Origin of the sequence: Marinitenerispora sediminis, assembly GCF_003336425.1 — a bacterium.
Classification (GTDB): domain Bacteria; phylum Actinomycetota; class Actinomycetes; order Streptosporangiales; family Streptosporangiaceae; genus Marinitenerispora; species Marinitenerispora sediminis.
The window spans coordinates 24,822-50,486 of sequence record NZ_QEIO01000024.1 but is presented as its reverse complement, the minus strand read 5'-3'; the positions used below and the strand labels follow the sequence as shown (position 1 = coordinate 50,486).

23 protein-coding genes are annotated in these 25,665 nt (G+C 73.4%); 16 read left to right on the top strand and 7 right to left on the bottom strand.

The window, feature by feature from the left end; all coding sequences use genetic code 11:
* The coding region (locus DEF28_RS07070; protein WP_147281053.1) for an IclR family transcriptional regulator at positions 1-612 on the bottom strand (612 nt) is incomplete at its 3' end.
* 104 nt (positions 613-716) lie between these two features.
* Here DEF28_RS07070 and DEF28_RS07065 point away from each other — a divergent pair.
* The gene (locus DEF28_RS07065) at positions 717-1,679 is read left to right on the top strand and encodes a ring-cleaving dioxygenase (RefSeq protein WP_114397064.1); all 963 of its coding nucleotides are present in this window, start codon (positions 717-719) and stop codon (positions 1,677-1,679) included.
* Entirely contained in the window at positions 1,676-2,329 is a 654-nt protein-coding gene (locus DEF28_RS07060) for an alpha/beta hydrolase (RefSeq protein ID WP_114397065.1), read from the top strand. Before DEF28_RS07065 ends, DEF28_RS07060 begins: the two co-directional genes overlap by 4 nt.
* A 120-nt stretch (positions 2,330-2,449) precedes the next feature.
* On the opposite strand, the gene DEF28_RS07055 is transcribed toward DEF28_RS07060, so the two are convergent.
* Complete coding sequence (locus tag DEF28_RS07055) at positions 2,450-2,827, bottom strand: group I truncated hemoglobin (protein WP_114397066.1); 378 nt, start codon at positions 2,825-2,827, stop codon at positions 2,450-2,452.
* Between the two features lie 231 nt (positions 2,828-3,058).
* On the opposite strand from DEF28_RS07055, the gene DEF28_RS07050 reads away from it, so the two are divergent.
* The 10 genes from DEF28_RS07050 (at position 3,059) to DEF28_RS07005 (ending at position 14,904) form a co-directional block, all read left to right on the top strand.
* Complete coding sequence (locus DEF28_RS07050; protein WP_199493166.1) at positions 3,059-4,249, top strand: acyltransferase family protein; 1,191 nt, start codon at positions 3,059-3,061, stop codon at positions 4,247-4,249.
* A gap of 41 nt (positions 4,250-4,290) precedes the next feature.
* Positions 4,291-4,926, top strand: a complete 636-nt coding sequence (locus DEF28_RS07045) for a TetR/AcrR family transcriptional regulator (protein WP_114397068.1) — start codon at positions 4,291-4,293, stop codon at positions 4,924-4,926.
* A gap of 43 nt (positions 4,927-4,969) precedes the next feature.
* Positions 4,970-5,221, top strand: a complete 252-nt coding sequence (locus tag DEF28_RS07040; protein ID WP_114397092.1) for a FitA-like ribbon-helix-helix domain-containing protein — start codon at positions 4,970-4,972, stop codon at positions 5,219-5,221.
* A 134-nt stretch (positions 5,222-5,355) separates the two neighbouring features.
* Positions 5,356-5,625 carry a PIN domain-containing protein gene (locus tag DEF28_RS07035; RefSeq protein WP_233515142.1) on the top strand — a complete coding sequence of 90 codons (270 nt, stop codon included), beginning with the start codon at positions 5,356-5,358 and terminating at the stop codon, positions 5,623-5,625.
* An 86-nt stretch (positions 5,626-5,711) separates the two neighbouring features.
* Positions 5,712-7,256, top strand: coding sequence for a histidine ammonia-lyase (gene hutH, locus DEF28_RS07030; protein ID WP_114397069.1), 1,545 nt, complete (start codon positions 5,712-5,714; stop codon positions 7,254-7,256).
* Between the two features lie 18 nt (positions 7,257-7,274).
* A complete protein-coding gene (gene hutU, locus DEF28_RS07025; protein WP_114397070.1) occupies positions 7,275-8,945 on the top strand; it encodes a urocanate hydratase in 1,671 nt (556 codons plus the stop codon).
* Between the two features lie 255 nt (positions 8,946-9,200).
* The gene (locus DEF28_RS07020) at positions 9,201-10,421 is read left to right on the top strand and encodes an allantoate amidohydrolase (protein ID WP_114397071.1); all 1,221 of its coding nucleotides are present in this window, start codon (positions 9,201-9,203) and stop codon (positions 10,419-10,421) included.
* A 197-nt stretch (positions 10,422-10,618) separates the two neighbouring features.
* Positions 10,619-12,007, top strand: a complete 1,389-nt coding sequence (locus tag DEF28_RS07015) for a formimidoylglutamate deiminase (RefSeq protein ID WP_374058085.1) — start codon at positions 10,619-10,621, stop codon at positions 12,005-12,007.
* A gap of 183 nt (positions 12,008-12,190) precedes the next feature.
* The gene (gene hutI / locus DEF28_RS07010) at positions 12,191-13,411 is read left to right on the top strand and encodes an imidazolonepropionase (protein WP_114397073.1); all 1,221 of its coding nucleotides are present in this window, start codon (positions 12,191-12,193) and stop codon (positions 13,409-13,411) included.
* Between the two features lie 248 nt (positions 13,412-13,659).
* Positions 13,660-14,904: a GNAT family N-acetyltransferase gene (locus DEF28_RS07005; RefSeq protein WP_114397074.1), complete on the top strand. Its 1,245-nt coding sequence runs from the start codon at positions 13,660-13,662 to the stop codon at positions 14,902-14,904.
* A 130-nt stretch (positions 14,905-15,034) separates the two neighbouring features.
* Here the strand turns inward: DEF28_RS07005 and DEF28_RS07000 are convergent, their stop codons facing one another.
* Positions 15,035-16,525, bottom strand: coding sequence for an amino acid permease (locus tag DEF28_RS07000; protein WP_114397075.1), 1,491 nt, complete (start codon positions 16,523-16,525; stop codon positions 15,035-15,037).
* Between the two features lie 634 nt (positions 16,526-17,159).
* Positions 17,160-17,444 carry a hypothetical protein gene (locus DEF28_RS06995; protein WP_114397076.1) on the bottom strand — a complete coding sequence of 95 codons (285 nt, stop codon included), beginning with the start codon at positions 17,442-17,444 and terminating at the stop codon, positions 17,160-17,162.
* A gap of 624 nt (positions 17,445-18,068) precedes the next feature.
* Between DEF28_RS06995 and DEF28_RS06990 the strand changes: the two genes are divergently transcribed.
* Complete coding sequence (locus DEF28_RS06990; RefSeq protein ID WP_114397077.1) at positions 18,069-18,521, top strand: DoxX family protein; 453 nt, start codon at positions 18,069-18,071, stop codon at positions 18,519-18,521.
* A 68-nt stretch (positions 18,522-18,589) separates the two neighbouring features.
* Here the strand turns inward: DEF28_RS06990 and DEF28_RS06985 are convergent, their stop codons facing one another.
* On the bottom strand, positions 18,590-18,880 hold the full coding sequence (locus tag DEF28_RS06985; protein WP_114397078.1) for a TFIIB-type zinc ribbon-containing protein: 291 nt from the start codon (positions 18,878-18,880) through the stop codon (positions 18,590-18,592).
* 47 nt (positions 18,881-18,927) lie between these two features.
* A complete protein-coding gene (locus DEF28_RS06980) occupies positions 18,928-20,178 on the bottom strand; it encodes a Gfo/Idh/MocA family protein (protein ID WP_114397093.1) in 1,251 nt (416 codons plus the stop codon).
* Positions 20,179-20,656: 478 nt separating this feature from the next.
* Between DEF28_RS06980 and DEF28_RS06975 the strand changes: the two genes are divergently transcribed.
* The 3 genes from DEF28_RS06975 to DEF28_RS06965 are packed head-to-tail and all read left to right on the top strand — an operon-like array spanning position 20,657 to position 23,847.
* Positions 20,657-21,616 (top strand): carbohydrate ABC transporter permease, encoded by a 960-nt coding sequence (locus DEF28_RS06975; protein WP_114397079.1) that lies wholly within the window; start codon positions 20,657-20,659, stop codon positions 21,614-21,616.
* Positions 21,606-22,517, top strand: a complete 912-nt coding sequence (locus tag DEF28_RS06970) for a carbohydrate ABC transporter permease (RefSeq protein WP_114397080.1) — start codon at positions 21,606-21,608, stop codon at positions 22,515-22,517. Before DEF28_RS06975 ends, DEF28_RS06970 begins: the two co-directional genes overlap by 11 nt.
* Before the next feature lie 16 nt (positions 22,518-22,533).
* On the top strand, positions 22,534-23,847 hold the full coding sequence (locus DEF28_RS06965; RefSeq protein WP_114397081.1) for an ABC transporter substrate-binding protein: 1,314 nt from the start codon (positions 22,534-22,536) through the stop codon (positions 23,845-23,847).
* A gap of 57 nt (positions 23,848-23,904) precedes the next feature.
* Here the strand turns inward: DEF28_RS06965 and DEF28_RS06960 are convergent, their stop codons facing one another.
* Complete coding sequence (locus tag DEF28_RS06960; protein ID WP_114397082.1) at positions 23,905-25,623, bottom strand: adenine deaminase C-terminal domain-containing protein; 1,719 nt, start codon at positions 25,621-25,623, stop codon at positions 23,905-23,907.
* Between the last annotated feature and the right edge of the window lie 42 nt (positions 25,624-25,665).

The following is a 25,665-nucleotide window of genomic DNA, read 5'->3' as shown; positions in this document are numbered from 1 at the left end:
CGCGGCGACCGAGGTGAAGCCCTCCGCCACCTGCTGCTCCTCACTCGCCCAGCCCTGGCGGCGCTCCACGTCGAGGAGCTCGCGCAGTTCCCGCGGACCGGCCGGTCCCCGGCCGGTCCGCGTCACGAAGCTGTCGGGGTGCGGGTAGAGGGCGCGTACCTGGGCCCGCGGCAGCCGGGCCAGCATCGCCCGGCCGGACGCGGTCAGGTGCGCCGGGAGCCGCACGCCCACGGCGGTGACGAGGGTCGGCGAGTCGGCTGGCTGCTCCTTCAGCAGGTAGAGCGTGTCGGATCCGTGCAGCACGCCCAGGTGCGCCGTCGCGCCGGTCTGCTCGGCCAGCCGGACGAGCAGCGGCCGGGCGAGCCGCTCCAGCGGGCCGTGCCGCAGGTAGGCGGAGCCGATCTCGAAGGCCGCCACCCCGAGGCCCCAGCGCGCCTCCTCGGGGACGTGCGTGACGAACCCCTCCTCGGCCATGGCCTCCAGCAGCTGGTAGACGCTGGACCGCGGCATGTCCAGGCCGCGGGCGAGCGCCGTGGCCGACACCGGGCCGGGCTGGGCAGCGAGATGGCGCAGCAGCCGCAGGGCGCGGGTGGCGGCGGGCACGTGACTCATGAGTCGATTCTCCCCGCTTGCGCACCCTGGTACCGAAATTAGTTTAAACTTCAACCTCCGGGTAGGGTGGGCACGACACCCCACCGGTGAGAAGGGATGAACGGATGAGCGTCCGACCTGCGGGGATCCACCACGTGACGGCGATCGCCGGCGATCCGCAGTCCAACGCCGACTTCTACCTCAACGCGCTCGGCATGCGGCTCGTCAAGCAGACGGTCAACTTCGACGCCCCGGACACCTACCACCTCTACTACGGGGACCGGGCCGGCAACCCGGGCACGATCATGACGTTCTTCCCGTGGCCGGGCGCGCCGCGCGGGCGGCACGGCTCCGGGCAGGCGACCACCACCTCCTTCTCGGTGCCCGAGGGGTCCATCGGCTGGTGGCACGACCACCTCAGCGCACGCGGCGTGGAGGTGAGCCGGCCGGACGAGCGGATCGAGGAGGACGTGCTCTCCCTGCGCGACCCCGACGGCCTGGTCATCGAGCTCGTCGCGAGCACGGACTTCCACGACACCGATCCCTGGGACGGCGCAGCGGTGCCGGCCGAGCACGCGATCCGCGGCATCCGGGCCGTGACGCTCACCGAGCACCGGCACGAGCGCACCGCGGAGATGCTCACGGAGCAGCTGGGCTTCCGGCTGGCCGCCGAGGACGGCGACCGGCTGCGGTTCCACACCGCCGACGCGGCGGCCGGCGTAGGCACCGTCGTGGACGTCGTGGCCGATCCGCACGCGCCGCGGGGACACGTGGCGGCGGGCACCGTGCACCATGTCGCCTACCGGGCACCGGACGCCGCGGCCCAGCTCGCCTGGCGGCAGGCGCTGCTCGACCAGGGGGTGGGGGTCACCGAGGTGCGCGACCGCAGCTACTTCACCTCGATCTACTTCCGCGAGCCCGGCGGGGTGCTGCTGGAGATCGCCACCGACGGCCCCGGATTCGACTACGACGAGCCGCTGCTGGAGCTGGGACGCCGGCTGCGGCTGCCCCCGTGGCTGGAGCCGAACCGGGAGCAGATCGAGAAGGCGCTGCCGGCCGTCAGCTTCGGCCCGGGCGGCGCGGCGTGACCGGCGGAGGGTTCGCGCACGTCTACACCCCGCCGTCCCGCCCCGGGGCCCCGACCCTGCTCCTGCTGCACGGTACCGGTGCCGACGAGCACGACCTGCTCGGGCTCGGCGCGGCGCTCGCTCCCGGAGCGGCGCTGCTCTCCCCGCGCGGCCGGGTGGACGAGAACGGCGCCAACCGGTGGTTCCGCCGGCTGCGCGAGGGGGTCTTCGACGTCGCTGACGTCCGCCGCCGGGCGCACGAACTCGCCGACTTCGTGGAGTCCGCGGCGGCGGAGCGCGGTTTCGATCCGGGCCGGGTCGTGGCCGTCGGATTCTCCAACGGGGCGAACATCGCCGCGGCGCTGCTGCTGCTCCGTCCCGGGCTGCTGCGGGCGGCGGCGCTGTTCGCGGCCGCGGCGCCGCTCCAGGACGAGGAGCCGGAGCCGGTCGACCTGACCGGGACCGACGTGTTCATCGGTGCGGGGGTGCGGGACCTGGTCACGCCCCTGGACCAGGCGGAGCTGCTCGCGCGCCAACTGGCCGGATTCGGCGCGCACGTGCAGATGCAAACGCACCCCGGCGGGCACGGGCTTGCGCCGGCAGTGTTGAATAGCGCGAAGGAGTGGCTGAACGGGGTCGCCGCCGGCCGCACCGAGGACCTTTCTGGATAGGCGCGTGTCCGTCCCACGCGCCGAGGGGGCGCCCCGCCCGTTGGGGGAGGTGGGGCGCCCCCTTCGCATGTCCGCCGGCGGTCCTGGTGCGGTGGGCCGCGGACGGCGCCCGTGGGCGCGCTACGCCGACAGCGACCGCGAGACGATGTCCTCGGAGAGCGGGGCGATGAGCGCGATGATCTCGCCGACCGTCTCCTCGGGGACGCCGGCGGCGGCCAGCGCCGCGCTCAGGTGCCCGGCCACCAGGTCGAAGTGCCGCTGCTCGATACCCCGCCCGGCGTGCACGTCCTTCATCGTCGCGCCGGTGTAGGCCACCGGTCCGCCGAGCGCCGCGGAGAAGAACTCCGTCTGCCGCCCCTTCAGCCTGGGCATGCTCGTCCCGCTGAAGAACCCGGCCAGCTCCGGGTCGGCGAGCACCCGCACGTAGAAGTCGTCCACCACGGCGGCGATGGCCTCGTAGCCGCCGATGCGGTCGTAGATCGTCGTGGTCTCGGTCATGGGGCACCTCGCGCGGAGCGGATCGGTCGTTCGGTCGTCACCCAGAGTGACGCATCGGCGGTTTCCTGGTCTTCAACGCCTGGTAACAGGCGCGGAAAGCTCCGCTCACACCGCCCGCCGCCCCGCTGTGCGGCGGCTGGCTCCGGGGCCGGGAACGCAGCCCTAGAATGGCTATCCATGTGGACAGGAAACAATCCATCTGGACAACATCGGCCTACGGTCGAGCCGGAAGTGCCGCCGACCGGGCCGGGCGCCGACGACCGCCGCCGGCTGTACTACCTCGACAACCTCCGCCTGCTGCTGATCGTGCTCGTCGTGGCGCACCACGCCGGCCAGCCGTACGGGCCCGCCGACTGGTGGTACGTGGAGGGGGGGGACCGCTCCGCGCTCATCTCGACCTTCGCGGCCATCAGCGGCGCGTTCCGGATGAGCCTGTTCTTCCTCGTGTCGGCGTACCTGCTCCCGCACGCCTACGACCGCAAGGGCGGCGCCCGGTTCCTCGCCGAGCGCTTCCGGCGGTTCGGGCCGCCCATCCTCATCGGGTTCTTCGTGCTCATCCCGGTGCTGATGTACGCCTATTACCTGAACTTCCGGGACCACGGACCCATCGGGTTCGGTGCCTACTACCTCGACGTCTACCTCGGCATGGGCGACGAGCCGGCCGGCTGGTCCGGTCCCATCTGGCCGGACCGCCAGTTCGGGCACCTGTGGTTCCTCCAGCACCTGCTCTGCTACGCGCTGCTGTACGCGGCCTGGCGCTGGATCACCGCACGGCGCACGACGCCGCCCGCGTCCGCGCGGCCGCACGGAGCGGCCCCGGGGACCCTCGCGATCGTGCTGTTCGTCCTCGCCGTCTCTGGTGCGACGTTCCTGCTGCGGGTCTGGTACCCGGTGGACCAGTGGGTGCCGATGCTGGAGTTCATCCAGACGGAGCCGGCCGACCTCGCCCAGTACGCGGCCTTCTTCGTCGTCGGCCTGGCCGCCTACCGCCGCGGCTGGCTGGCGGCGCTGCCGACCCGGGCCGGCTACGCCTGGCTCGGCGTGGGGATCGTCCTGGCCGGAGCGCACTTCGCGGGCGGCGGGTGGTTCGACGACGTCTACGCGATGGGCGGATGGGACGTGCGGTCGCTGCTCTGGTCCACGGTCGAGACGCTCATCTGCACCGCGCTGTCCATCGGGCTGCTGGTGGTGTTCCGGGAGTGGGCCGACCGGCCCAGCCGCCTGGTCCGCGCCCTGGCGCCGGCCACGTTCACGGTCTACGTGCTGCACGTGCCGGTGGTGGTGGCCCTGCAGTACGCGATGACGGACGCCGGCACCGGTCCGCTGCTCGCGTTCGGCGTCGTGTCGGTGACGGGTGTGCTGCTGAGCTTCGCGCTCGCCTGGTGCGTGCGGCGCACCCCGGTGCTCCGACGCCTGCTGTAGCCGTCCGCAGCGCGGCGCGGTGGCGCGGTAGGTTGACGGCCATGAGCGAGACGACGTCCCCGGACCTCACCGCGCGCGCCCGCCTGCGGATGGCGGCGCTCCGCCTGTTCGCCGAGCGCGGGTTCGAGGCCGCGTCGACCCGCGCCATCGCGGCGGAGGCCGGGGTCTCCCACGCCCTGCTCCGCCACCACTTCGGGTCCAAGGAGGGCCTGCGGCGGGCCGTGGACGAGGACGTCCTCGACACTTTCGACCGGATCCTCGCCGACCTCGACGCCCCGGCCGACGGCGACGGCCTCATGGCCGCCTTCGGCACGGTGACGGCCCGGCTGTTCGGCGCCGACGAGCTGCGCCGCGACTACCTGCGCCGCGCCCTGCTGGAGGGGAGTGCGGCCAGCGGCGAACTCTTCCGGCGCCTGCTCGACGGAGCCCGCGTCCGGCTCGACCAGCTCCGCCCCGGTGCCGGGGCGGAGCCCGGCCCGGAGGCGGAGTCCGACCGCCTCTGGGCGCCCTACCAGGTGCTCTTCCTCATCCTGGGGCCGATGCTGCTGGAACCCGTCATGCGGCACACTCTCGACCAGCCCGTCTTCGCCCCGGAGGTGCTGCACGACCGCAGCGCGGCCAACCAGCGGCTGCTGGCGCGGGGATTGTTGGCTCCTCGCAGCGGACGGGATCGTTGAGTCTCCCATGCTGGAGGCGTTCTGGCGCTAGTTTGGCGTCATGGTGACATCGATCCAGGTGAAGAACGTTCCCGAGGAGGTCAGAGACGAGCTGGCTGCCGCCGCCAAGCGGGCGGGGCACTCACTCCAGGCGTACCTGCTCGGGGTGCTGGAGCGCGAGGCGCGCTTCGCCAGGAACTTGGAAATCCTCGCCCAGACACCAGCCCCTGGCGCCAACGTCAGTCTGGATGACATTCTGGCTGCGGTCCGTGAGGCGCGTGGGGTGTCGGATTCGGACTTCCCATCGCAAGGATGATGTCGCGTGATCATCGTTGACACGTCCGTTCTGATCGACGTCTACCTGTCCAGCGGACACAGCTCGCGGACCGCGCGGCGCGTTCTGGGGCGGATACGGAGTGGTACGCGCCCATCCACCAGCCGCTCGAAGTGATGCATGCGTTGCGGGGACTTGTCAGGGCGGGCAAGGCAACCGTTGAGCAGGCGGAATGGGTCCGCAAGATCGACGCGGCCCAGGTGGTCGCTGATATCCCGATCGACGGTCCGCTCGCTGACCGGGTCTGGGAGCTGCGGCACCATCTCACCGCCTACGACGCCGCGTACGTGGCCGTCGCGGAGGCACGGGAGTGCCCGCTGGTCACGTCGGACGCTCGGTTGGCGGTGGCTCCTGGAGTACGCTGCGATATTCGGCTGGTTCGATGATGTGACCCGTGCGTCGTCTGGTATCTCGGACACGAATGGGGCGTGGGTGCTCCCGAAAACGGGCGCTGAGGCGTCCAATAGGTGGTATGTCCACCGCAGTCGAGATCGAGGTCGGCCCGCAGCCGCTGACCGCCGATGACGTCATCGCCGTCGCCCGCCACGGGGCGGCCGTCCGGATCACCGACGACGCCCGCAAGGCGCTCATCGACGGCCGGGCCCGGGTGGAGGAGCTGGCGGCGGGGGAGACCCCCGCCTACGGGGTGAGCACCGGATTCGGCGCGCTGGCCACCCGGCACATCGCCCCGGAGCTGCGCGAGCGGCTGCAGAGCTCGCTGATCCGCTCGCACGCCGCCGGGACCGGGCCCGAGGTCGAGCGGGAGGTGGTGCGGGCGCTCATGCTGCTGCGGCTGCGCACCCTCGCCACCGGGCACACCGGTGTGCGGCCCGAGACCGCGGACGCGCTCGCGGGGCTGCTGAACGCCGGGATCACGCCGGTGGTGCACGAGTACGGCAGCCTCGGCTGCTCCGGCGACCTCGCTCCGCTCGCCCACGTCGCGCTCGCGCTGACCGGCGAGGGAGAGGTCGACACCGCCGACGGCGAACGGCGCGCCGCCGCCGACGCGCTGCGCGGCGCCGGGCTGCGGCCGGTACGGCTCGCCGCCAAGGAGGGGCTGGCGCTCATCAACGGCACCGACGGCATGCTCGGGATGCTGCTGCTGGCCTGCCGCGACCTGCGCGGACTGCTCCGGGTCGCCGACATCACCGCGGCCATGAGCGTGGAGGCGCTGCTCGGCACCGACCGGGTCTTCGCCGCCGACCTGCAGCGGCTGCGCCCGCACCCCGGTCAGGCGGTCGCCGCCGCGAACATGCGGGCACTGCTCGCCGACTCCGCGATCGTCGCCTCGCACCGCGGCCCGGACTGCACCCGGGTGCAGGACGCCTACTCGCTGCGGTGCGCGCCGCAGGTGGCGGGCGCGGCCCGCGACACGCTCGCGCACGCCGAGACGGTCGCCGACCGCGAACTGGCGGCGACGATCGACAACCCCGTGGTGCTCGACGACGGCCGGGTGGAGTCCAACGGCAACTTCCACGGCGCGCCGGTGGGCTACGTGCTCGACTTCCTGGCGATCGCGGTGGCCGACGTGGCCGCCATGGCCGAACGGCGCACCGACCGGATGCTCGACGTGGCCCGCTCGCACGGCCTGCCCGCGTTCCTCGCCGACGACCCGGGTGTGGACTCCGGGCACATGATCGCGCAGTACACCCAGGCCGCCATCGTCTCGGAGCTGAAGCGGCTGGCCGCCCCGGCCAGCGTCGACACCATCCCGAGTTCGGCGATGCAGGAGGACCACGTGTCCATGGGCTGGTCGGCGGCCCGCAAACTGCGGCGCGCCCTGGACGGGCTGACCCGCGTCCTGGCGATCGAGCTGGTCACCGCCGCCCGTGCCCTTGACCTGCGCGCCCCGCTGCGGCCCGCGCCGGCGACCGCCGCGGTGGTGGCCGCGCTGCGGCAGCGGGTGCCGGGCCCCGGCCCCGACCGCCACCTCGCGCCCGAGATCGCGGCCGCCGCCGAGCTCATCGGCGACGGCGCCGTGTGCGGCGCGGCCGAATCCGTCACCCCGCTCCGCTGACCCGAGGGAGACCCGCTCATGACGACGACGCCCACCGCCGGCCCGCGCCCGGTCCGCGCCGCCCGGGGTACCCGGCTCACCGCCCGCGGCTGGCCGCAGGAGGCAGCACTGCGGATGCTGCACAACAACCTCGACCCCGAGGTGGCCGAGCACCCCGACGAGCTGGTCGTCTACGGCGGAACGGGCCGGGCCGCGCGGGACTGGGCCAGTTTCGACCGGATCACCGCCTCGCTGCGGGACCTCGCGGGCGACGAGACGCTGCTCGTCCAGTCGGGCCGGCCGGTGGGCATCCTGCGCACCCACGAGTGGGCCCCGCGGGTGCTCATCGCCAACGCCAACCTGGTACCGGACTGGGCGACCTGGCCGGAGTTCCGGCGCCTCGACGCCCTCGGCCTCACGATGTACGGGCAGATGACGGCCGGCTCCTGGATCTACATCGGCACCCAGGGCATCCTGCAGGGTACGTACGAGACCTTCGCGGCGGTCGCGGCCAAGCGGTTCGGCGGCACCCTCGCCGGCACGATCACGCTCACCGCCGGCCTGGGCGGGATGGGCGGCGCGCAGCCGCTGGCCGTGACCATGAACGGCGGGGTGGCCATCGTGGTCGAGGCCGACGACAGCCGCATCCGCCGCCGGCTGGACACCCGCTACCTCGACGTGCGGGCCGACAACCTGGACGAGGCGCTGCGGCTGGCCGTGGCGGCCCGGGACGCCCGGCGCCCCCTCTCGGTGGGGGTGCTCGGGAACGCCGCCGAGGTGCTGCCGGAGCTGCTGCGCCGCTCCGCGCCGATCGACGTCGTGACCGACCAGACCTCCGCGCACGACCCGCTGGCCTACCTGCCGGCCGGGGTCGCCTTCGAGGACTGGCGGGAGTACGCGGCCGCCAAACCCGAGGAGTTCACCCGGCGGGCGCGCGAGTCCATGGCCGCCCACGTGGCGGCGATGGTGGGCTTCATGGACGCCGGCGCCGAGGTGTTCGACTACGGCAACTCCATCCGCGGCGAGGCCCGCACCGCCGGCTACGGGCGCGCCTTCGACTTCCCCGGGTTCGTCCCGGCCTACATCCGCCCGCTGTTCTGCGAGGGCCGGGGACCGTTCCGCTGGGCCGCGCTCTCCGGCGACCCGGCGGACATCGCCGCCACCGACCGCGCGGTGCTGGAGCTCTTCCCCGACAACGAGCCGCTGGCCCGCTGGATCCGCATGGCGGGGGAGCGGGTGGCGTTCCAGGGGCTGCCGGCCCGGATCTGCTGGCTCGGGCAGGGCGAGCGCGCCGCGGCCGGCCTGCGCTTCAACGAACTGGTGGCCGACGGCACCATCAGCGCGCCGCTGGCGATCGGCCGCGACCACCTGGACACCGGATCGGTGGCCTCGCCCTACCGCGAGACCGAGGGCATGAAGGACGGCTCGGACGCCGTGGCCGACTGGCCGCTGCTCAACGCCCTGGTCAACACCGCGTCGGGTGCGTCGTGGGTGTCGATCCACCACGGGGGCGGGGTGGGGATCGGCCGCTCGGTCCACGCCGGGCAGGTCAGCGTCGCCGACGGCAGCGCGCTCGCCGCCCAGAAACTGGAGCGGGTGCTGAGCAACGACCCGGCGACGGGGGTGCTGCGCCACGTGGACGCCGGGTATCCGGAGGCGGAGGCGGTGGCGGAGCGGCACGGGATCCGGGTCCCGATGCGCGGACGCTGACGGGCGCGGGCGCCCCGCCCCCGCCCGGGACGGGGAACCACCGGTGACATGGAGGGTCATGGTCCGAGGATGCCGGCCCGGCCTCGCTCGGCGCCGCCCGATTCCGCGGCCTGTGGACAGCGCACCCCGGAACATCGGCGACACCCCGCCGGGCGGCCTTCCAGCCCGCGTCGCGGCGGGAGAGACTTCGGGGGAGGCCCGCACGCCGGCGCCCGAGGTCCCTCCCGAGCCGCACGACGACCTACGGAGATCCCGATGAGCGACACCTTCGACGAGCTGTGGGGCGCCCTCGCGCCGGTGGGCCGGCAGCGGACGACAGGCGGCTACCGCCGGTTCTCCTGGACCCCGGCCGACACGCAGGCGCGTGCGTGGTTCGCGGCCGCCGCGGCGGACCGCGGTCTCACCGTCGAGACCGACCGCAACGGCAACATGTGGGCCTGGTGGGGCGACCCGGGACCGGACGCGGTCGTCACGGGCTCGCACCTGGACTCGGTCCCCGACGGCGGTGCCTACGACGGGCCACTGGGCGTGGTCAGCGCGCTGGCGGCCGTCGACGAACTGCGCGCCCGCGGCGTGCGCCCGGCCCGGCCGCTGGCCGTCACCGTGTTCGTCGAGGAGGAGGGGGCCCGCTTCGGCGTGGCCTGCCTGGGCAGCCGGCTGCTCACCGGGGCGATCACCCCCGAGCGCGCCCGCGGCCTCACCGACGCCGACGGCGTCACCTGGGCCCGCGCCATGGCCGAGGCCGGCCTGGACCCCGAGCGGATCGGCGCCGACCCGCTGGCGCTGGAGCGCATCGGCGTCTTCGTGGAGCTGCACATCGAGCAGGGGCGCCACCTCGTACACCGGGGCAGCGCCCTCGGCGTGGCCAGCGCCGTCTGGCCGCACGGCCGCTGGCGGCTGGACTTCACCGGCCAGGCCGACCACGCCGGCACCACCCGGCTCGCCGACCGCAACGATCCCATGCTGCCGTTCGCCGAGACGGTCCTCGCCGCACGCGAGGCCGCCGAGGCCCACGACGCGGTGGCCACCATCGGAAAGGTGGCGGTGCATCCCAACGGCACCAACGCCATCCCGTCCCGGGTCCGCGCCTGGTTGGACGCCCGGGCCCCCGACGAGGGCACCCTGCGGGCCGTGGTCGACGCGATCACCGCCACCGCCCGCCGTGCCGCCGGCCGCCACGGAGTGTCCCCGGCGAGCTTCCAGGAGTCGTTCAGCCCGGTCGTCCACTTCCGCGACGACCTGCGCGACCGCGTCGCCACCACGGTCGGCGGCCCCGCCGGTCCGGCCCCGGTCCTGCCCACCGGCGCCGGCCACGACGCGGGGACCCTCGCCGCGGCGGTCCCCACCGCGATGCTGTTCGTGCGCAATCCCAGCGGCGTCTCCCACGCCCCGGACGAGTACGCCGAACCCGCCGACTGCCACACCGGCGTGCGCGCCCTGGCCGACGTGCTGGCCGACCTGCTCGCGGCGGAGTGACCGGGTGCGGGGCACGGCACACGCGCGGGCGGGCCGCCGGTGAGCCGGCTGAGGGCACCGACGTCCAGGACGACCCGCGCCGTCCCGCTGGTCCGGGACCGCGCGGCCGTGCACCGCACGCCCGGGCTCGGCGAAAGGGCGCTCGCCCCATGGCCGGCCGAGCGGAGTTCGGCGACGACGTGGAAGGGGTTCGACGGGTGACGGAACCGGCAGGCGGGGTGGAGGCGGGAACCCGGCGGTACTGGTGCGCGTGGGCGCTCACGGGTGACGGGGCGTCGGCGGTGCCCGGGACCGTGGTCGAGGTCGCGGGCGGCCGGATCACCGCGGTGGGCGCGGCGGCCGAGCCGCCACCCGGCGCCGAGCGGCTGCCCGGCCTGGCGATCCCCGGCCTGGCGAACGCCCACTCGCACGCCTTCCACCGGGCCCTGCGCGGGCGGACCGGGGAGCGCGGCGGCAGCTTCTGGACCTGGCGCGACCGCATGTACCAGGTGGCCGACCGGCTCGATCCCGACTCCTACCGCCGGCTCGCCCGCGGGGTCTACGCCGAGATGGCCCTCGCCGGGATCACCTGCGTCGGGGAGTTCCACTACCTGCACCACGGACCCGGCGGCGTGCCCTACCAGGACCGCAACGCGATGGGCGCCGCCCTGGTCGCGGCCGCGGCCGACGCCGGCGTCCGCATCACCCTGCTGGACACCTGCTACCTCTCCGGCGGGCTGGCGGCCGACGGCCGCCACCTGCCGCTCACCGGACCGCAGCTCAGGTTCGGTGACGGCGACGTCGACGCGTGGGCGCGGCGCGTCGCCGACTTCCGGCCACACGGCGGCCACGCGCGGACCGGCGCCGCGGTGCACTCCGTGCGCGCCGTACCCGCCGACGCGATCCGGCGGCTCGCCGACACCGTGCGCAGCCCGGACGAGCGCCCGGTCCACGTCCACCTCTCCGAGCAGCCGGCCGAGAACGCCGCCTGCCGGGCCGCCTACGGCCGCACTCCCGCCCAGCTCCTCGCCGACGCCGGCCTGCTGGAGCGCGCCAGGCCCACGCTCGTGCACGCCACCCACCTCACCGCGGAGGACGCCGCCCTCATCACCGGTGCCGCCGCCCGCGTCTGCCTGTGCCCCACCACCGAGGCCGACCTCGCCGACGGCTGCCCGCCCCTCGACCTCCTCGACGGCACCGAGCTGGTGCTCGGCAGCGACGGCCACTCCACCATCGACATGTTCGCCGAAGCCCGGGGCGTGGAGGCCCACGAGCGGCTCCGCACCGGCCGGCGCGGCCACGTCCCGGCCGGGCGCCTGCTGGGCGCCCTGCACCGCCCCGGCCACGCCGCCCTGGGCTGGCCGGACGCGGGCGCCATCGCCCCCGGCGCCCGCGCCGACCTCGTCGTCCTCGACCTCGACAGCGTCCGCCTGGCCGGACTCGACCCGGCCCGGGCCGCCGACGGCGTCGTGGCCGCCGCCACGGCCGCCGACGTCCGGCACGTCATGGCCGACGGCCGCTGGATCGTCCGTGACGGCCGACACCAGGCGATCCCCGACGCCGGGGCCCGGCTCGACGCCGAGATTCGAGCCCTGACCTCGGGATGAGCACGCTGGCGCCAGGGCGAGCGGACCTGCGGCCGCGACTCGGCTGCTGGCCGAGGCGGGCGGCCGGCCCTCGGACGGGCCCGGCGAGCGCGGTCCGTCCACGGCTGGAACGCGGCCGCCCCGTACCGCTGGACCACCATGTCCGTACCCGCCGCAGCGCGGGGTGACCACGGAGGAGATCCGATGACCGCCACGACCACCGCTCCGCGGTCCCTCGTCATCGACGGGATCAGCGTGCTGGTCACCAACGCTCCCGACCTCGGCGCCGGGCCGCTGGGAGAGATCACCGACGCCGCCATCGTCGTCGCCGACGGCCGCGTCGCCTGGGCCGGGCCGGCCGGGGCGGCGCCCGCTGCCGACGTCCGGGTGGACGCCGCCGGGCGGTGCGTCATCCCCGGGTTCGTGGACAGCCACACCCATATCGTCTTCGCCGGGGACCGCGGCGCGGAGTTCGCCGCGCGGATGAGCGGCGCCCCCTACCAGGCCGGCGGTATCCGCAGCACGGTCGCCGCCACCCGGGCGGCCTCCGACGCCGACCTGCTCTCGACCGCCGTCCGGCTGCTCCGCGAGGCGCGCGCCCAAGGCACCACCACGTGCGAGATCAAGTCGGGATACGGGCTGACTGTCGCCGACGAGGAGCGCCTGCTGCGGATCGCGGCCCGGCTCACCGAGGAGGTCACCTTCCTGGGCGCGCACGTGGTACCGCCGGAGTACGCCGACGACCCGGCCGGCTACGTCGACCTCGTCACCGGACCGATGCTCGACGCCTGCGCGCCGCACGCCCGCTGGATCGACGTGTTCTGCGAGCGCGGCGCCTTCGACGAGGAGGTATCCCGTCGCGTGCTGCTCGCGGGCCGCGAGCGGGGACTGGCCGCGCGCGTGCACGGCAACCAGCTCGGCACCGGGCCGGGGGTCCGCCTGGCGGTCGAGGTGGGTGCGGCGTCGGTGGACCACTGCACACACCTGACCGCCGCTGACGTCGCCGCCCTCTCCGACGCCGCGTCGGACGGCTCCGGCACCGTGGCGACCCTGCTGCCCGGCGTCGACTTCGCCACCCGCCAGCCCTACCCGGACGCCCGAGCGCTGCTGGACGCCGCGGTGCCCGTGGCGCTGGCCAGTGACTGCAACCCGGGTTCGTGCTTCACCTCCAGTGTCGCGTTCTGCATCGCGCTCGCGGTCCGGGAGATGCGGATGACCCCCCGCGAGGCGCTGTACGCGGCGACCGCTGGCGGCGCGCGGGCGCTGCGGCGCACCGACGTCGGCCACCTCGGTGTCGGCGCCCGGGCCGACCTCGTGCTCCTCGACGCGCCGGACCCGGTCTATCTCGCCTACCGGCCCGGTGTCCCGCTGGTCGCCGCCGTCTGGCAGGACGGCGAACTCGTCAGCGGCGACCCGGCTCGCTGAGCGGCCCACCACGCCGGATCCGGAGCGCTCTCCGCCCCCTTTCGAGGTGGCGGCCGGGTCCGAAACGGCGAAGTGCGGCGGAATTCCCACCGCTGTAGCCTCCCGGAAACGTCCCGGCGGCACTGTGGGGTCGAGGCCGTGCGGACCGCGGAACGCCGTGCGGCGGGTGAGGGCCGTGCCCCGCGTCCCATCGCCCGTCCCGGTGAGCCGCGGCCGCCCCCACGACGTGCACGGCCGGAGAGGACGACATGAGCCTGTGGCGCATCCGCACCGTGGTCGAGGACCGGCCGGGCCAGCTGGCCGGGATCGTGGACGCCGTGGCCCGGCACGGCGGCAATGTCGTCGGGCTGTCCATCCACGCCGACGTCGCCGGCGTGGTCGACGAGTTCATCGTGGACGTGCCGGGCGACCACCGCCCGCTGCTGCGCGAACTCGCCGCGCGCAGCGGGTCCGGAGGCGCCTCAGCCCGAGCGGCTGCGGAGCGGGTGGAGGTCCGAGCGGCTGCGGAGCGGGGTCCAGCCCGAGCGGCTGCGGAGCGGGTGGAGGTCCGAGCGGCTGCGGAGCGGGAGGTGCTCGCTACCCCCGCGCAGCCCCGCGAGGTCGGCGACGAGGCGACCCGCGCGCTGCTGCTGACCGCGCGGCTGCGCGCCGAACCCAACCGGCTGCCCGCCGCCCTGCAGGAGCTGCTGCTCGCCGACGAGGCGCGCTGGACCAACCTCACCCGTCCGGCGGCCGAGTTTCCGGAGGAGCCGGAGAGCACGCTCCTGGTGCCGGTGGGACCGCTGCGTGCCGTGCGGCTGCGGCGCGCCGACCGGCCCTTCACCTGGACCGAGTCCGCCCGGGCCGACGCGCTGGTCCGCTCGGTGCTGCCGGCCACCGGCCCGGCGCCCACCGAAGGAGCGGTGGTCACGCACCGCGGCACGGAGCTGTTCGTCTGGCGGGCGGGGACCACCGACGCCGACGCGATCCAGCGGCTGCACCGCCGCTGCTCTCCCGAGACGACCCGCCGCCGCTACTTCGCCGCCATGCCCGAGCTCAGCTCCCGCATGCTCGGCGTGTTCTGCGACCCCGAACGCGGGCTCACCCTGGCCGCGCGTCCGGCGCGTGGCGGGGAGCCCGTGGCGCTGGCCCACCTGATGTACACGCTGGATCCGGGGGTCGGCGAGATCGCGCTCTTGGTGGAGGACTCCTGGCAGGGGGTGGGAGTCGGGACCGCCTTGGTGCGGGTGCTGACCGCCATCGCCGCCGACTGGGGACTCGCCGAGGTGCGGGCCGACATGGCGGCGGCGAACGCCCCCATGCGGCACGTCATGCGCCGCGTGGGGGCGACGATCCGGCCGCCGCGCGGCGGCGTCGTGCAGGCCCGGCTCCCGGTCGCCGGGACGGTGCCCTCGCGGCGGCCGGGCCGGCTGATGACGCTGCTGGGCCAGGTCGGCGCCCCCGGGAGCGGGACGGGCGCCGCACGGTGGGCGGATCCGACCGCGGCCCGGTGACGGCGTCCCGGGGACGGCGCCCGGCAGACGGCGCGGGGCCGGCCCGGGAAGGGCCGGCCCCGCGGGGTACCGCGCCGGGGGCACCCCCCGGAAACGGGATATGCGAAGGACGGAGCGAGCGCGTGGCCGCTCAGTCGGTGCCGGGCGCCGACGGGCCGGCCTGCGCCACCTCCTGCTCGCCGCGGGCGAGCCGGCTGCGCCGCATCCCGTAGCAGAAGTAGATGACCACGCCGAGCAGCATCCAGACGCCGAACCGGATCCAGGTGTCCACGGTGAGGTTGAGCATCAGCCACAGGCAGGCGACCGCCGCGATGATCGGCAGCACCGGCACGAGCGGCGCCCGGAACGAGCGCGGCAGGTCCGGGCGCTTCTTGCGCAGCACGATGACGCCGATGGAGACCACCACGAACGCGAACAGCGTCCCGATGTTCACCATCTCCTCCAGCGCGGCGATCGGCACCAGGCCCGCGAGCACCATGACGGTCACCGTGGTCACGATGGTCATGATGTAGGGGGTACCGAATCTCGGGTGCGTCTTGGAGAGCCCGCGGGGCAGCAGCCCGTCCCGGGACATCGCGAACGCGACCCGCGACTGGCCCATCATGAGCACCAGGATCACGGTGGTGATGCCGATGACGCCGCCGAGCGAGATGAGCGTTCCCGCCCAGTCCGCGCCGACCTGGCGGAACGCCTCGGCCAGCGGTGCGGGGGAGTCGAGCTCGCTGTAGGGGCGCATGCCGGTGACCACGGCGGCGACCGCCATGTAGAGCACCGTGGTGATGATGAGCGAGCCGAAGATGCCGATGGGCATGTCGCGCTTGGGGTTGCGGGTCTCCTCCGCCGTCGTGGCCACGATGTCGAAGCCGATGAAGGAGAAGAACACGACCGACGCGGCGGCGATCACGCCCCACAGGCCGAAGGCGCTCGGCTCCAGCCCGAGCAGCACCTGGGTGAGGGGGGTGTGCCCGATGGCGGTGCTCTCACTGGGCAGCGGCTCGGCCGGCGGGATGAACGGCACCCAGTTGGCGGCCTTCACGAAGAAGGCGCCGACCACGATGATGAAGAGGACGATCCCGACCTTGATCGCGACGATGACCGCCGAGACCCGCCCGGACAGCTTGGTCCCCAGCGTGCCGAGCACGCCGAGCACGGCGACGATGAACATCGCGCCGAAGTTCACCGGCCAGCCCGCTATGGAGACTGATGTGGGTATCCCGAGGAGGTCGCCGGCGTAGCCCGACCATCCCACGGCCACGACCGACGCGGCGAGGGTGAACTCCAGGACCAGGTCCCATCCGATGATCCACGCGACGAACTCACCCAGGCTGGCGTAGCCGAAGGTGTAGGCGCTGCCGGCGACCGGCACCGTGGAGGCGAACTCGGCGTAGCACATGGCGGCGAGGGCGCACACCAGGCCGGCGATGAGGAACGACAGGACGATCGCCGGGCCGGCGTTGACCGCGGCCTGCCGGCCGGTCACCACGAAGATGCCGGTTCCGATGATGACGCCGATGCCGAAGACGATCAGATCGAAACCGCTGAGGTCCTTGCGGAGCTGGTGACCTGGTTCGTCGGTGTCCCGGATTGATTGTTCGATGCTTTTCGTACGCCAGATGCTCAAGGACGGACTCCAGCCCCCGTTATCAGGCCCTTGTGGGGCCGTAGAACAAGATCGATTGCCGCGTGAGCATACTCTCATCCGAAAGGTTTCCTAAAGTCCGCTTTGAAGGAGAGATGCTGCAAAATCGCGATCGAAGTCCGGAATGCCTACCTGGTAAGGGGTTCCGAGCCGTCTGCCGTGTCGCCGGCCGAGGGCCAGGTAATGTGAAGAATCCCACTGTATGTGCAGGTCAGCGAGTATTTCTGGTCGCCGCGCCGACGCGGTGAGCCGGCGGCCGGAATCGGTCCGACCGGCTCCGGCCGCGGCCGCCGGCACGCGGCGGCATCGTTAGGTCGGGTGAACCCGGAACCACGTCGCGCGAGGGAACGGCGAAGGCCGGCGGCGGATCCTGGAGGATCCGCCGCCGGCCGTGATGTGCGCTCGCCCGCGTGACTCGGTCGCGTCCGTGCGGAACCGGAGGTCGACGCCCGTTCGTCCGGGTGTGAAGGGCGGGGCTCCGGAAGTTCTGAGAGGTGCCGCGGCAGCGTGTGGCGCCTCGTCGTTCCGGCGCCCGCGGTCCGCCGTCGCCACGTGGCGGAGATCCCTCGTACGCCGGTTCGCTACGGTCGGACGCCGGTCAGGCGCCGCGGGAGCGTCAGGCGTCGGCCGACTGCTCCGCGCCCTCGGCGGCGGGGGCCGGCTCGGGCTTGTCGGCGCTGTCGTCGGCCTTCGGCTTGGTCGCGCGCTTCTTCTTCACCGGGCGGGAGTAGTCGACCAGCGGCTCGAACTGCGCGTCGTACTCCTTCTTGCACTCGGTGCAGGCGTCCACCTCGCGCACGGTGCCGTCCCAGGCGAACTGGAGGACCTCGGTCGCCTCGACCCTCTCGTCGCGGACGGCGTGCGGATCGCAATACTTGCGCGTGAAGACCTCGGTGACCACGGCAGTGGCATCCCTTCGGTAGTCGGTGTGGGTACTGGCGCCAAAATCATACACGCGTTCGAAAGAGCGGGCGAGGGATCGCCCGACTTCACAACGGTCGTCCGCCTCTGCCGGACACCCGAACCTCTGCGTCGCGAGCCGTGTCCCGCGCCTCCACCGGCGTCCGGGGTGAGGAGCGGCGGAGCGCCCCTGGGAGGGCGGCGGGGGCGGGGCGTGTCAGCGGTTCCGCTCGGCGTAGGAGGAGCCGCCCGGGTCGCCGTCGGCGCCGCCCGTATCGGAACGCCGTGCGAACCGGGCACGGGTGACCGGGTGAGTGCGTCGCCCAGCCGCGGCCAGCGCCCATCGGGCGGGCCCCGGGCCGCGTGTACCGGTGAGCCTACCGAAAACCCGGCGGTCACGGGACGCCAACGCGTGGCGCGCCTTGAGGGCGGGTCGAACGCCTGTGGCTATCGTCACGTTCAGTGTCGGCTCGGTACGTAATACGATCCACTTTCCGAGGAAGATTTTTTCTGGATGATCTTCCGTGGTCCGTCCGGGTCGCGAACTGCCCGAGCCTGCCTCCGGTGACGCTGCACCGAACCGAAGGACACGGGTCCGCGCACACGAGCAGAAGGCTAGAGAGAGATGGCTGGACAGACTCTGACGACGAAGTACCGACTGGCGGACACCGCCACGCTGATCGCGCGCATCGCCATCGGCGTCATCTTCATCGCGCACGGCTGGCAGAAGATCGGGTCCGGCGTCGACGCGGTGGCCGGCGGATTCGCCGCCCTGGGCATCCCGCTGCCCCAGCTGGCCGCGATCGTCGCCATCGTGGTGGAGTTCGGTGGCGGGATCCTGCTGCTCGTCGGCTTCGCGCTGCCGGTCACCGGGACCGTGCTCGCGCTGCAGATGCTCGCCGCCTACGGCTTCGCGCACTTCGGCACGCCGCTGATCGGCGAGGGCGGGTTCGAACTCGTGCTCGCGCTGGCCGTCTCCTCCCTCGCGCTCGGCTTCACCGGCGGCGGGTTCGCCGTCGACCGCCTGCTGCCCTGGGGGCGCGACCGGGAGGGCGCCCGCCCCGTGCGGGTGGCCTGACCTCGCGCGGACGACGCCGGGGCGGCCGGGAACCCAGCGGTTCCCGGCCGCCCCGGCGTCGGCACGGCCTACTCGAAGATCTCGTCCAGGAAGTCGGCCTGCCGCCGGCGCCGCTCGCCGTGGTAGGCGTCGCGGTCGGACTCCTCGGCGTACTGCGTGCCGTCCTCCCGCCGGCGGCGGCCCCCGGTGTAGCCGCCGTCCTGGCCCCGGGTCCACCGGTGCTCGGCCTCCAGGAGCTGCTCCAGCTCGCCTCTGTCCAGGAAGATCCCGCGGCACTTCGCGCACTGGTCCACGGTCACCCCCACGAGCACGCGCCGGGAGAGGCCGCCGGGGCACTTGGGGCAGTTCAGTTGCGTCATGCCCCCTTGGACAGCGCCGGGCCCGCCGCGGTTCCCGTCCGCTCCGCTCACCGGCCGAGCAGCCCGGCGACCTCCACCGGGGCACCGGACTCGATGGAGGCGTTGGCCGCCAGGCCGGTCAGCAGGGCGTGCGCGCCGTCCTCGTGGTCGGCCCGCGACTCCCCGGCCGCCGCTCCGGCGAACAGCGAGTCGAGCATGCGCACGTCGCCGCCGCCGTGCGAGCCCTCGCCCACCGCGACCGGGATCTCCCGGGGCGGCTCCCAGTGCCGGCGCAGGGTGAGGGTCGCCGTGGTGTTCTCCTTGGGCGCGGGCATCCCGCGCACCGGCGTGCGGTCGCTGCGGCCCGGCTCGGTGTGCGGGTTCTCCACGACGTCGAGCTCCAGGCGGCCCTCGCTGCCGGTGAACGCGATCCGGTAGCCCTCCCAGGGCGAGTACGCCGCGAGGTGGTAGCTGAGTTTGGCGCCGGAGTCGTAGCGGACGAGGACCGACATGTCGTCCTCGATCGTGATGTCGGGCCCGAACACGTTGCGGTCCCGCTGGTAGCCGTCCTCGTGCTCGGCGTCGAGGTAGAGGGACACGAGGTCGGGGCTGTCGGCGAGGTGCAGCGCGAAGGGGTCGTGCTCCGCGCCCGCCTCGCCGTGCGCCCGCTGGTAGTCGGCCGCCAGCTTGCGGCGCCGGCCGTTGGCCTCGCCGTAGAAGAACAGGTCGCCCCAGGCGAACACGCTCGTCGGCGCCGCCCCCAGCCACCAGTTGACGAGGTCGAAGTGGTGGCTGGACTTGTGCACCAGCAGCCCACCGGAGCTGCGCTTGTCCCGGTGCCAGCGCCGGAAGTAGTCGGCGCCGTGCCGCAGGTCGAGCAGCCACTCGAAGTGCACCGAGCCGATCTCGCCGATCGCTCCGGAGGCCAGCTGCTCGCGCAGGGCGGTGTGCACGGGGTTGAACCGGTAGTTGAAGGCCACGGAGACCCGGCGCCCGGTGCGGCGCTGGGCGTCCAGGATCTGCCGGCAGCCGTCGAGGTCGGCGGTCATCGGCTTCTCGGTGATGACGTCGCAGCCGGCCTCGAGGGCCGCGCTGATGTAGTGGGCGTGCGTGTGGTCGACGCTGCTCACCACGACCTCGTGCACGTCCTCGCGGCGCAGCATCTCGGCGAACGCGTCGGCCGAGTACGCCGGCACCGGGTCGTGGCCGAGGTCGGAGAGGATCGCGTTGTGCGCGCGCATCCGGGTCTGGTTGGTGTCGCAGAAGGCGACGAGCCTCCCGCAGTCTCGGTGCGTCGTGGCCAGGGCCCTGGTGTACATCCGCGCCCGGGAGCCGAGGCCCACGATGGCGAACCGGCGGAGGTCGGAGGGGCGGTCGAGCGGTTCGGCGGTCCGTTCGGAGCTGTCAGGGAGTGTCACAGGGGAGAGGGTAAGCGTTTTCCTGGTCCGTGACCAGCCCCGAACCCGGATTCCGGCCGCGTTGCGTGCCCGTCGGGAGCGGTGGAACCGCTGGATGCGGCCGTTCCGCGGCCGGGTTCGATCTCGGCCGAGGCCGTTCCAGATCAGGAACCCACTGTTGACTCGGCTGTAAATGGAGTGTTAAAAACCGGATATTCCGCTCTGGATAGCGCTTACCCCCGAGTGCTCGCCTCCGCCACGCCCCTGGTCGACTCCCGACAGTTTCCGCAGCTCCGCCACATCCCACGAACGGTGGCCCGATCATGTTCCTGCAACGCGAGATCACCGTGACTGCGCGGGTCGGCCACGCGGCTCCCGCCGTCCCCGCCGGCGCCGCCTGATGGTCAGCCTCGACTCGGCGCCCACGACCGCCGCCTCCGACGGCGAGCCGCCCCGGCCCACCCCCGCTCCGCGCCGCCGGCGGCCGGCCCGCGGGGACGAGAGGGCCGCCTACCTTTTCCTCGCGCCCTGGTTCCTCGGCCTGGTCGTCATCACGATCGGGCCGATGGTCGCCTCGCTGTACTTCTCGTTCACCGACTACAGCCTCCTCTCCGAACCGGAGTGGGTCGGTCTGGACAACTACCGGCGCATGCTGGAGGACGAGCGCCTGCGCAGCTCGCTGGGGGTCACGTTCTTCTACGTGTTCGTCTCGGTGCCGCTCCAGCTCGCGCTCGCCCTGCTCCTGGCGATCGTGCTCGACCGGGGGGTGCGCGGACTCGCGCTCTACCGGTCGGTCTACTACCTGCCGTCGCTGCTCGGCGGAAGCGTGGCCATCGCGATCCTGTGGCGCCAGGTGTTCGGTGCGGAGGGCCTGGTCAACTCGCTGCTCGGCCTCTTCGGGATCACCGGTGAGGGATGGGTCTCGCATCCCGACTACGCGCTCGGGACCCTCGTCGTGCTCAACGTGTGGACCTTCGGCGCCCCCATGGTCATCTTCCTCGCCGGCCTGCGCCAGATCCCGACGATGTACTACGAGGCGGCCGCCGTCGACGGCGCCGGCCCGATCCGCCGGTTCTTCCGGATCACCGTGCCGCTGCTCAGCCCCATCGTCTTCTTCAACCTGGTGCTGCAGATCATCAACGCCTTCCAGAGCTTCACGCAGGCGTTCGTCGTCAGCGGCGGGACCGGCGGCCCCTCGGACTCCACGCTCTTCTACACGCTCTACCTGTACGACCAGGGCTTCGGGTCGTTCGACATGGGCTACGCCTCGGCGATGGCCTGGCTGCTGCTCGTCATCATCGCCGGGTTCACCGCCATCCACTTCATCGCCTCCAAGTACTGGGTTTTCTATGACGACTGAGACTTCGGCGCCGCCGACCGCGCCCGACCGCCCGGCGCCGGCTCCGCGCACGGCCCGGGGGAGGCGCGGGCTGCGCGGCGGCCCCCGGCGGCTGCTGACCCACCTGGCGCTCATCTCATTCGGCCTGGTCATGCTCTATCCGCTGCTGTGGATGCTGGCCAGCTCCTTCAAACCGACCTCCGAGATCTTCCGCGACCCCGGGCTGTGGCCCACGACCTGGGCGCCGGAGAACTACACCGAGGGCTGGACCTCGCTCGCCCAGCCCTTCCACCGGTACCTGCTCAACTCCGCGATCGTCGTGGCCGGGTCCATCATCGGCAACCTGGTCTCCTGCTCCATGGCGGCCTACGCGTTCGCCCGCCTGGAGTTCCGGGGCCGCAAGCTGTTCTTCGCGATCACCCTCGCGACGCTCATGCTGCCCATCCACGTCGTGATCGTCCCGCAGTACATCCTGTTCGCGCAGCTGGACTGGATCAACACCTACCTGCCGTTGATCGTGCCGAAGCTGCTCGCGACCGACGCGTTCTTCATCTTCCTGATGGTGCAGTTCATCCGCGGCCTGCCCCGGGACCTGGACAACGCGGCGCGCATCGACGGGTGCGGGCACGCCGGCATCTTCCTGCGGATCATCATGCCGCTGTCCATGCCGGCGCTGGCCACCACCGCGATCTTCACCTTCATCTGGACCTGGAACGACTTCTTCAGCCAGTTGATCTTCCTGACCGATCCCGACATGTACACCGTCCCGGTCGCACTGCGGACGTTCGTGGACTCCACCAGCCAGACCTCGTGGGGACCGCTGTTCGCCATGTCGATCGTGGCACTGGGACCGATCTTCGGATTCTTCCTCGCCGGTCAGCGCTACCTCCTGCGGGGCATCGCGACCACCGGCATCAAATGACGAAGGGAGCCACACCGTGCGCGAGGACCGACGGGCGCAACGCCCGACGCGGCGCCGCCGCACCACGCTGGCCGCACTGGCCGGCTGCTGCGCCGTCGCCCTGGTCGCCACCGGGTGCGGCGGCGGTGCCGACGACGGCGAGGTGACGCTGCGCTTCTCCTGGTGGGGGGCCGACGAGCGGCACGCCGAGACCCAGGAGGTCATCGAGCGGTTCGAGGCCGAGAACCCCGGCATCACCGTCGAGGGCGAGTACGCCGACTGGTCCTCGTACTGGGACCGGCTGGCGACCAACGTCGCGGCCAACGACGCACCCGACATCATCCAGCACGAGGAGCGCTACCTGCGGGAGTACGGCGACCGCGGCGCGCTCGCCGACCTGCACGAGTTCGAGGACGTGCTGGACCTGTCCACCATCGACGAGCTCGCGCTCGGCGGCGGCGAGGTGGACGGCGAGCTGTACGGGGTGGCCACCGGAGTCAACGCCTACGGGATCATCGCCGACCCGGAGATCTTCGACCAGGCCGGCGTGGAGATGCCGGACGACACCACGTGGACCTGGGACGACTACGCGGAGATCGCGGCCGAGATCTCCGAGAACACCCCCGACGGCGTCTACGGCGCGCAGAACTACGGCTTCAACGAGGCCGGCTTCAACATCTTCGCCCGCCAGCGCGGGGAGGCGCTCTACACCGCCGACGGCGGCCTCGGCTTCTCCCAGGAGACGCTGGCCGACTGGTGGGAGCTGTCGCTGGAGCTCCAGGAGAGCGGCGCCGAGCCCGACGCGGCCCGCAGCGTCGAGACCGAGTCGGGCGGGGTGGACCGGTCGCTGATCGCCACCAACGCCGGCGCCATGTACCACTCGTGGAGCAACCACCTCGGTATCCTCACCAACACCTCCGGGCGGGAGCTGCAGATGCTGCGCTACCCGCGCGCCGACGAGGAGGGCCCCACCGGGCTGTACCTCAAGCCGGCGATGTACTACTCCGTCTCCGCACGCTCGGAGCACCCGCGCGAGGCGGCGATGTTCGTCGACTTCCTGCTCAACGACCCGCAGGCGGCCGAGATCATCCTGGCCGACCGGGGGCTGCCGGCCAACCTCGAACTGCGCGAGCAGATCCGCGGCGACCTGGAGCAGGGCGACGCGGTGGGCGCCGAGTTCATCGACGAGATCTCGGCGGAGATCGACGACGCGCTGCCGGTGCCGCCGATCGGGGCCGGCGAGGTGGTCGACCTGATCAAGCGGGTCAACGAGGACGTGCTGTTCGGCCGGCTGTCGCCCGACGAGGCGGCCGAGCGGTTCATGGCCGACGTGGAGAGCGCCACCGGCTGACCCCGCTCCCGCCGCCCCGTACCGGTCCGGGGCGGCGGGCCTGCGCGGCCCGGACGGTCAGCGCACCGTCCGGGCCTCCCACGCGCGGTCGACCACCCGGACCAGCCCCCGGTCGGTGATCTTGACCTGCGGCGAGACCGGAAGCGTCAGCGTCGAGACGCTCATGAACACGTTGCGGTTGCGCCAGCCCCACGCCAGCAGCGCGTCGCGCACCCGCCCGGAGACCGCGGCGACCTCGTCGGCCGGTGCCGGCGACATCACCCCGCCGATCGGCAGCGGCAGCGTGACCGCGTCGGCGCCGTCGCGCACCACGCTCATCCCGCCCCCGGCCGCGATGACGGAGTTCGCCGCCGCGCGCAGCGCCGCGCCGCTGGTCGCGATCACCGTCAGGTTGTGGCTGTCATGGGCGTAGGTGGTGGCGAACGCGCCGGCGCCGAGCTCGTGCCCGACCACCGGGGCGACGTTCATCCGGCCCGAGCCGGTGTGCCGCTCGAACACCGCGACCACCGCGGTCCGGCCCTCCCAGTCGACCAGCCCGCCCCGCACCGGCAGCCGCACCTCGGCGGGCTCGGTGTAGGTGTCCACCTCGTTCACCCGCAGCGCGCGGAACACGTGCTCGCCGTCGGGCAGGTCCACCCGCCAGTCGGCCGAGCCGGCGCCCAGCTCGGCCAGCCGCACCGTTCCCGAGAACGGCACCTCCTGCGGCGCGGCCGCGTCCGGTACCGACGCGCCGGACAGCGGCCGGCCGTCGCGGCCCGCGATCCGGCCACCGGCGACGACCACCGCGGGTGTGAGCTCGGTGAGCGAGCGCAGCAGCACCAGGTCGGCGCGCTTGCCCGGACTGACGACGCCCCGGTCGTGCAGCCCCAGCCGGCGGGCGGGGTGCAGGGTGAGGGCGCGCAGCACCGCGACCGGTGGCAGCCCCCGGCGCAGCGCCACGCCGCCGACGTGGTCGAGGTGGCCGCGCTCCAGGATGGCGTCGGCCGCGACGTCGTCGGTCACCAGGCACAGGTCCGGCAGGTGCGGCAGCCCGAGCAGCGCGTCGACCACCTCGGGTGTCAGGCACTTCTCCTGCAGCATGAGCAGCATCCCGAGCCGGGCCTTCTCCACCGCGACCTCGGGCGTGTTCTTGCAGTGGTCGGAGTCGATGCCGGCCCACAGGTACTCGCCCAGGTCGGCGCCGGACAGGTTGGGGCAGTGCCCGTCCAGGCGGACGCCGTGCCGGCGGGCCGCCGCGACGATCGCGTGCATCCGGGGGTCGCCGTCCACCACGGCGCGGTAGTCCATGACCTCGCCGAGCGTGGTGACGTCCTCCCAGCCCAGCATCTCGTCGATGTCGTCGGCGTCCAGCCGCGCCCCAGCGGTCTCGAAGCCGTCCAGGGCCGGCACGCACGAGGGGACGGCCCAGCGCATGGTCTGCGCGGTGGCCCGGCCCTCCTGGATCATCCACGCCTGGGCCTCGCGTCCCGCGACGTTGACGATCTCGTGCGCGTCGGCGAGCACGGTGGTCGTGCCGCGCGGCAGCGTGACGCGGGCGAACTCGCGCGGCGCCAGCAGCGAGCTCTCGATGTGCATGTGCGCGTCGACGTAGCCGGGGGCGACGACGAGCCCTCGGGCGTCGAGCACCTCGGCGGCGGGCAGGCGGGTCCCCGGCGGCAGGACCGCGCGGACGCGGTCGCCGACGACCGCGACGTCGGCCGGCCAGACCTCGCCGGTCTGGACGGACAGCACGTCGCCGCCCGTGATCAGCAGGTCCACGGTCTCCGGTAGCGGCATCAGGTTCGTTCCTCGGCAGACGGGTCGGCCGGCGCGGGGCGC

Bases quoted from the DNA above. Each gene is read 5' to 3' on its own strand.
- DEF28_RS07065 (WP_114397064.1), top strand. From the start codon at position 717: ATGAGCGTCCGACCTGCGGGGATCCACCACGTGACGGCGATCGCCGGC.
- DEF28_RS07055 (WP_114397066.1), bottom strand. From the start codon at position 2,827: ATGACCGAGACCACGACGATCTACGACCGCATCGGCGGCTACGAGGCC.
- DEF28_RS07045 (WP_114397068.1), top strand. From the start codon at position 4,291: ATGAGCGAGACGACGTCCCCGGACCTCACCGCGCGCGCCCGCCTGCGG.
- DEF28_RS07035 (WP_233515142.1), top strand. From the start codon at position 5,356: ATGCATGCGTTGCGGGGACTTGTCAGGGCGGGCAAGGCAACCGTTGAG.
- hutH (WP_114397069.1), top strand. From the start codon at position 5,712: ATGTCCACCGCAGTCGAGATCGAGGTCGGCCCGCAGCCGCTGACCGCC.
- hutU (WP_114397070.1), top strand. From the start codon at position 7,275: ATGACGACGACGCCCACCGCCGGCCCGCGCCCGGTCCGCGCCGCCCGG.
- DEF28_RS07020 (WP_114397071.1), top strand. From the start codon at position 9,201: ATGAGCGACACCTTCGACGAGCTGTGGGGCGCCCTCGCGCCGGTGGGC.
- hutI (WP_114397073.1), top strand. From the start codon at position 12,191: ATGACCGCCACGACCACCGCTCCGCGGTCCCTCGTCATCGACGGGATC.
- DEF28_RS07005 (WP_114397074.1), top strand. From the start codon at position 13,660: ATGAGCCTGTGGCGCATCCGCACCGTGGTCGAGGACCGGCCGGGCCAG.
- DEF28_RS06990 (WP_114397077.1), top strand. From the start codon at position 18,069: ATGGCTGGACAGACTCTGACGACGAAGTACCGACTGGCGGACACCGCC.
- DEF28_RS06985 (WP_114397078.1), bottom strand. From the start codon at position 18,880: ATGACGCAACTGAACTGCCCCAAGTGCCCCGGCGGCCTCTCCCGGCGC.
- DEF28_RS06980 (WP_114397093.1), bottom strand. From the start codon at position 20,178: ATGTACACCAGGGCCCTGGCCACGACGCACCGAGACTGCGGGAGGCTC.
- DEF28_RS06975 (WP_114397079.1), top strand. From the start codon at position 20,657: ATGGTCAGCCTCGACTCGGCGCCCACGACCGCCGCCTCCGACGGCGAG.
- DEF28_RS06970 (WP_114397080.1), top strand. From the start codon at position 21,606: ATGACGACTGAGACTTCGGCGCCGCCGACCGCGCCCGACCGCCCGGCG.
- DEF28_RS06960 (WP_114397082.1), bottom strand. From the start codon at position 25,623: ATGCCGCTACCGGAGACCGTGGACCTGCTGATCACGGGCGGCGACGTG.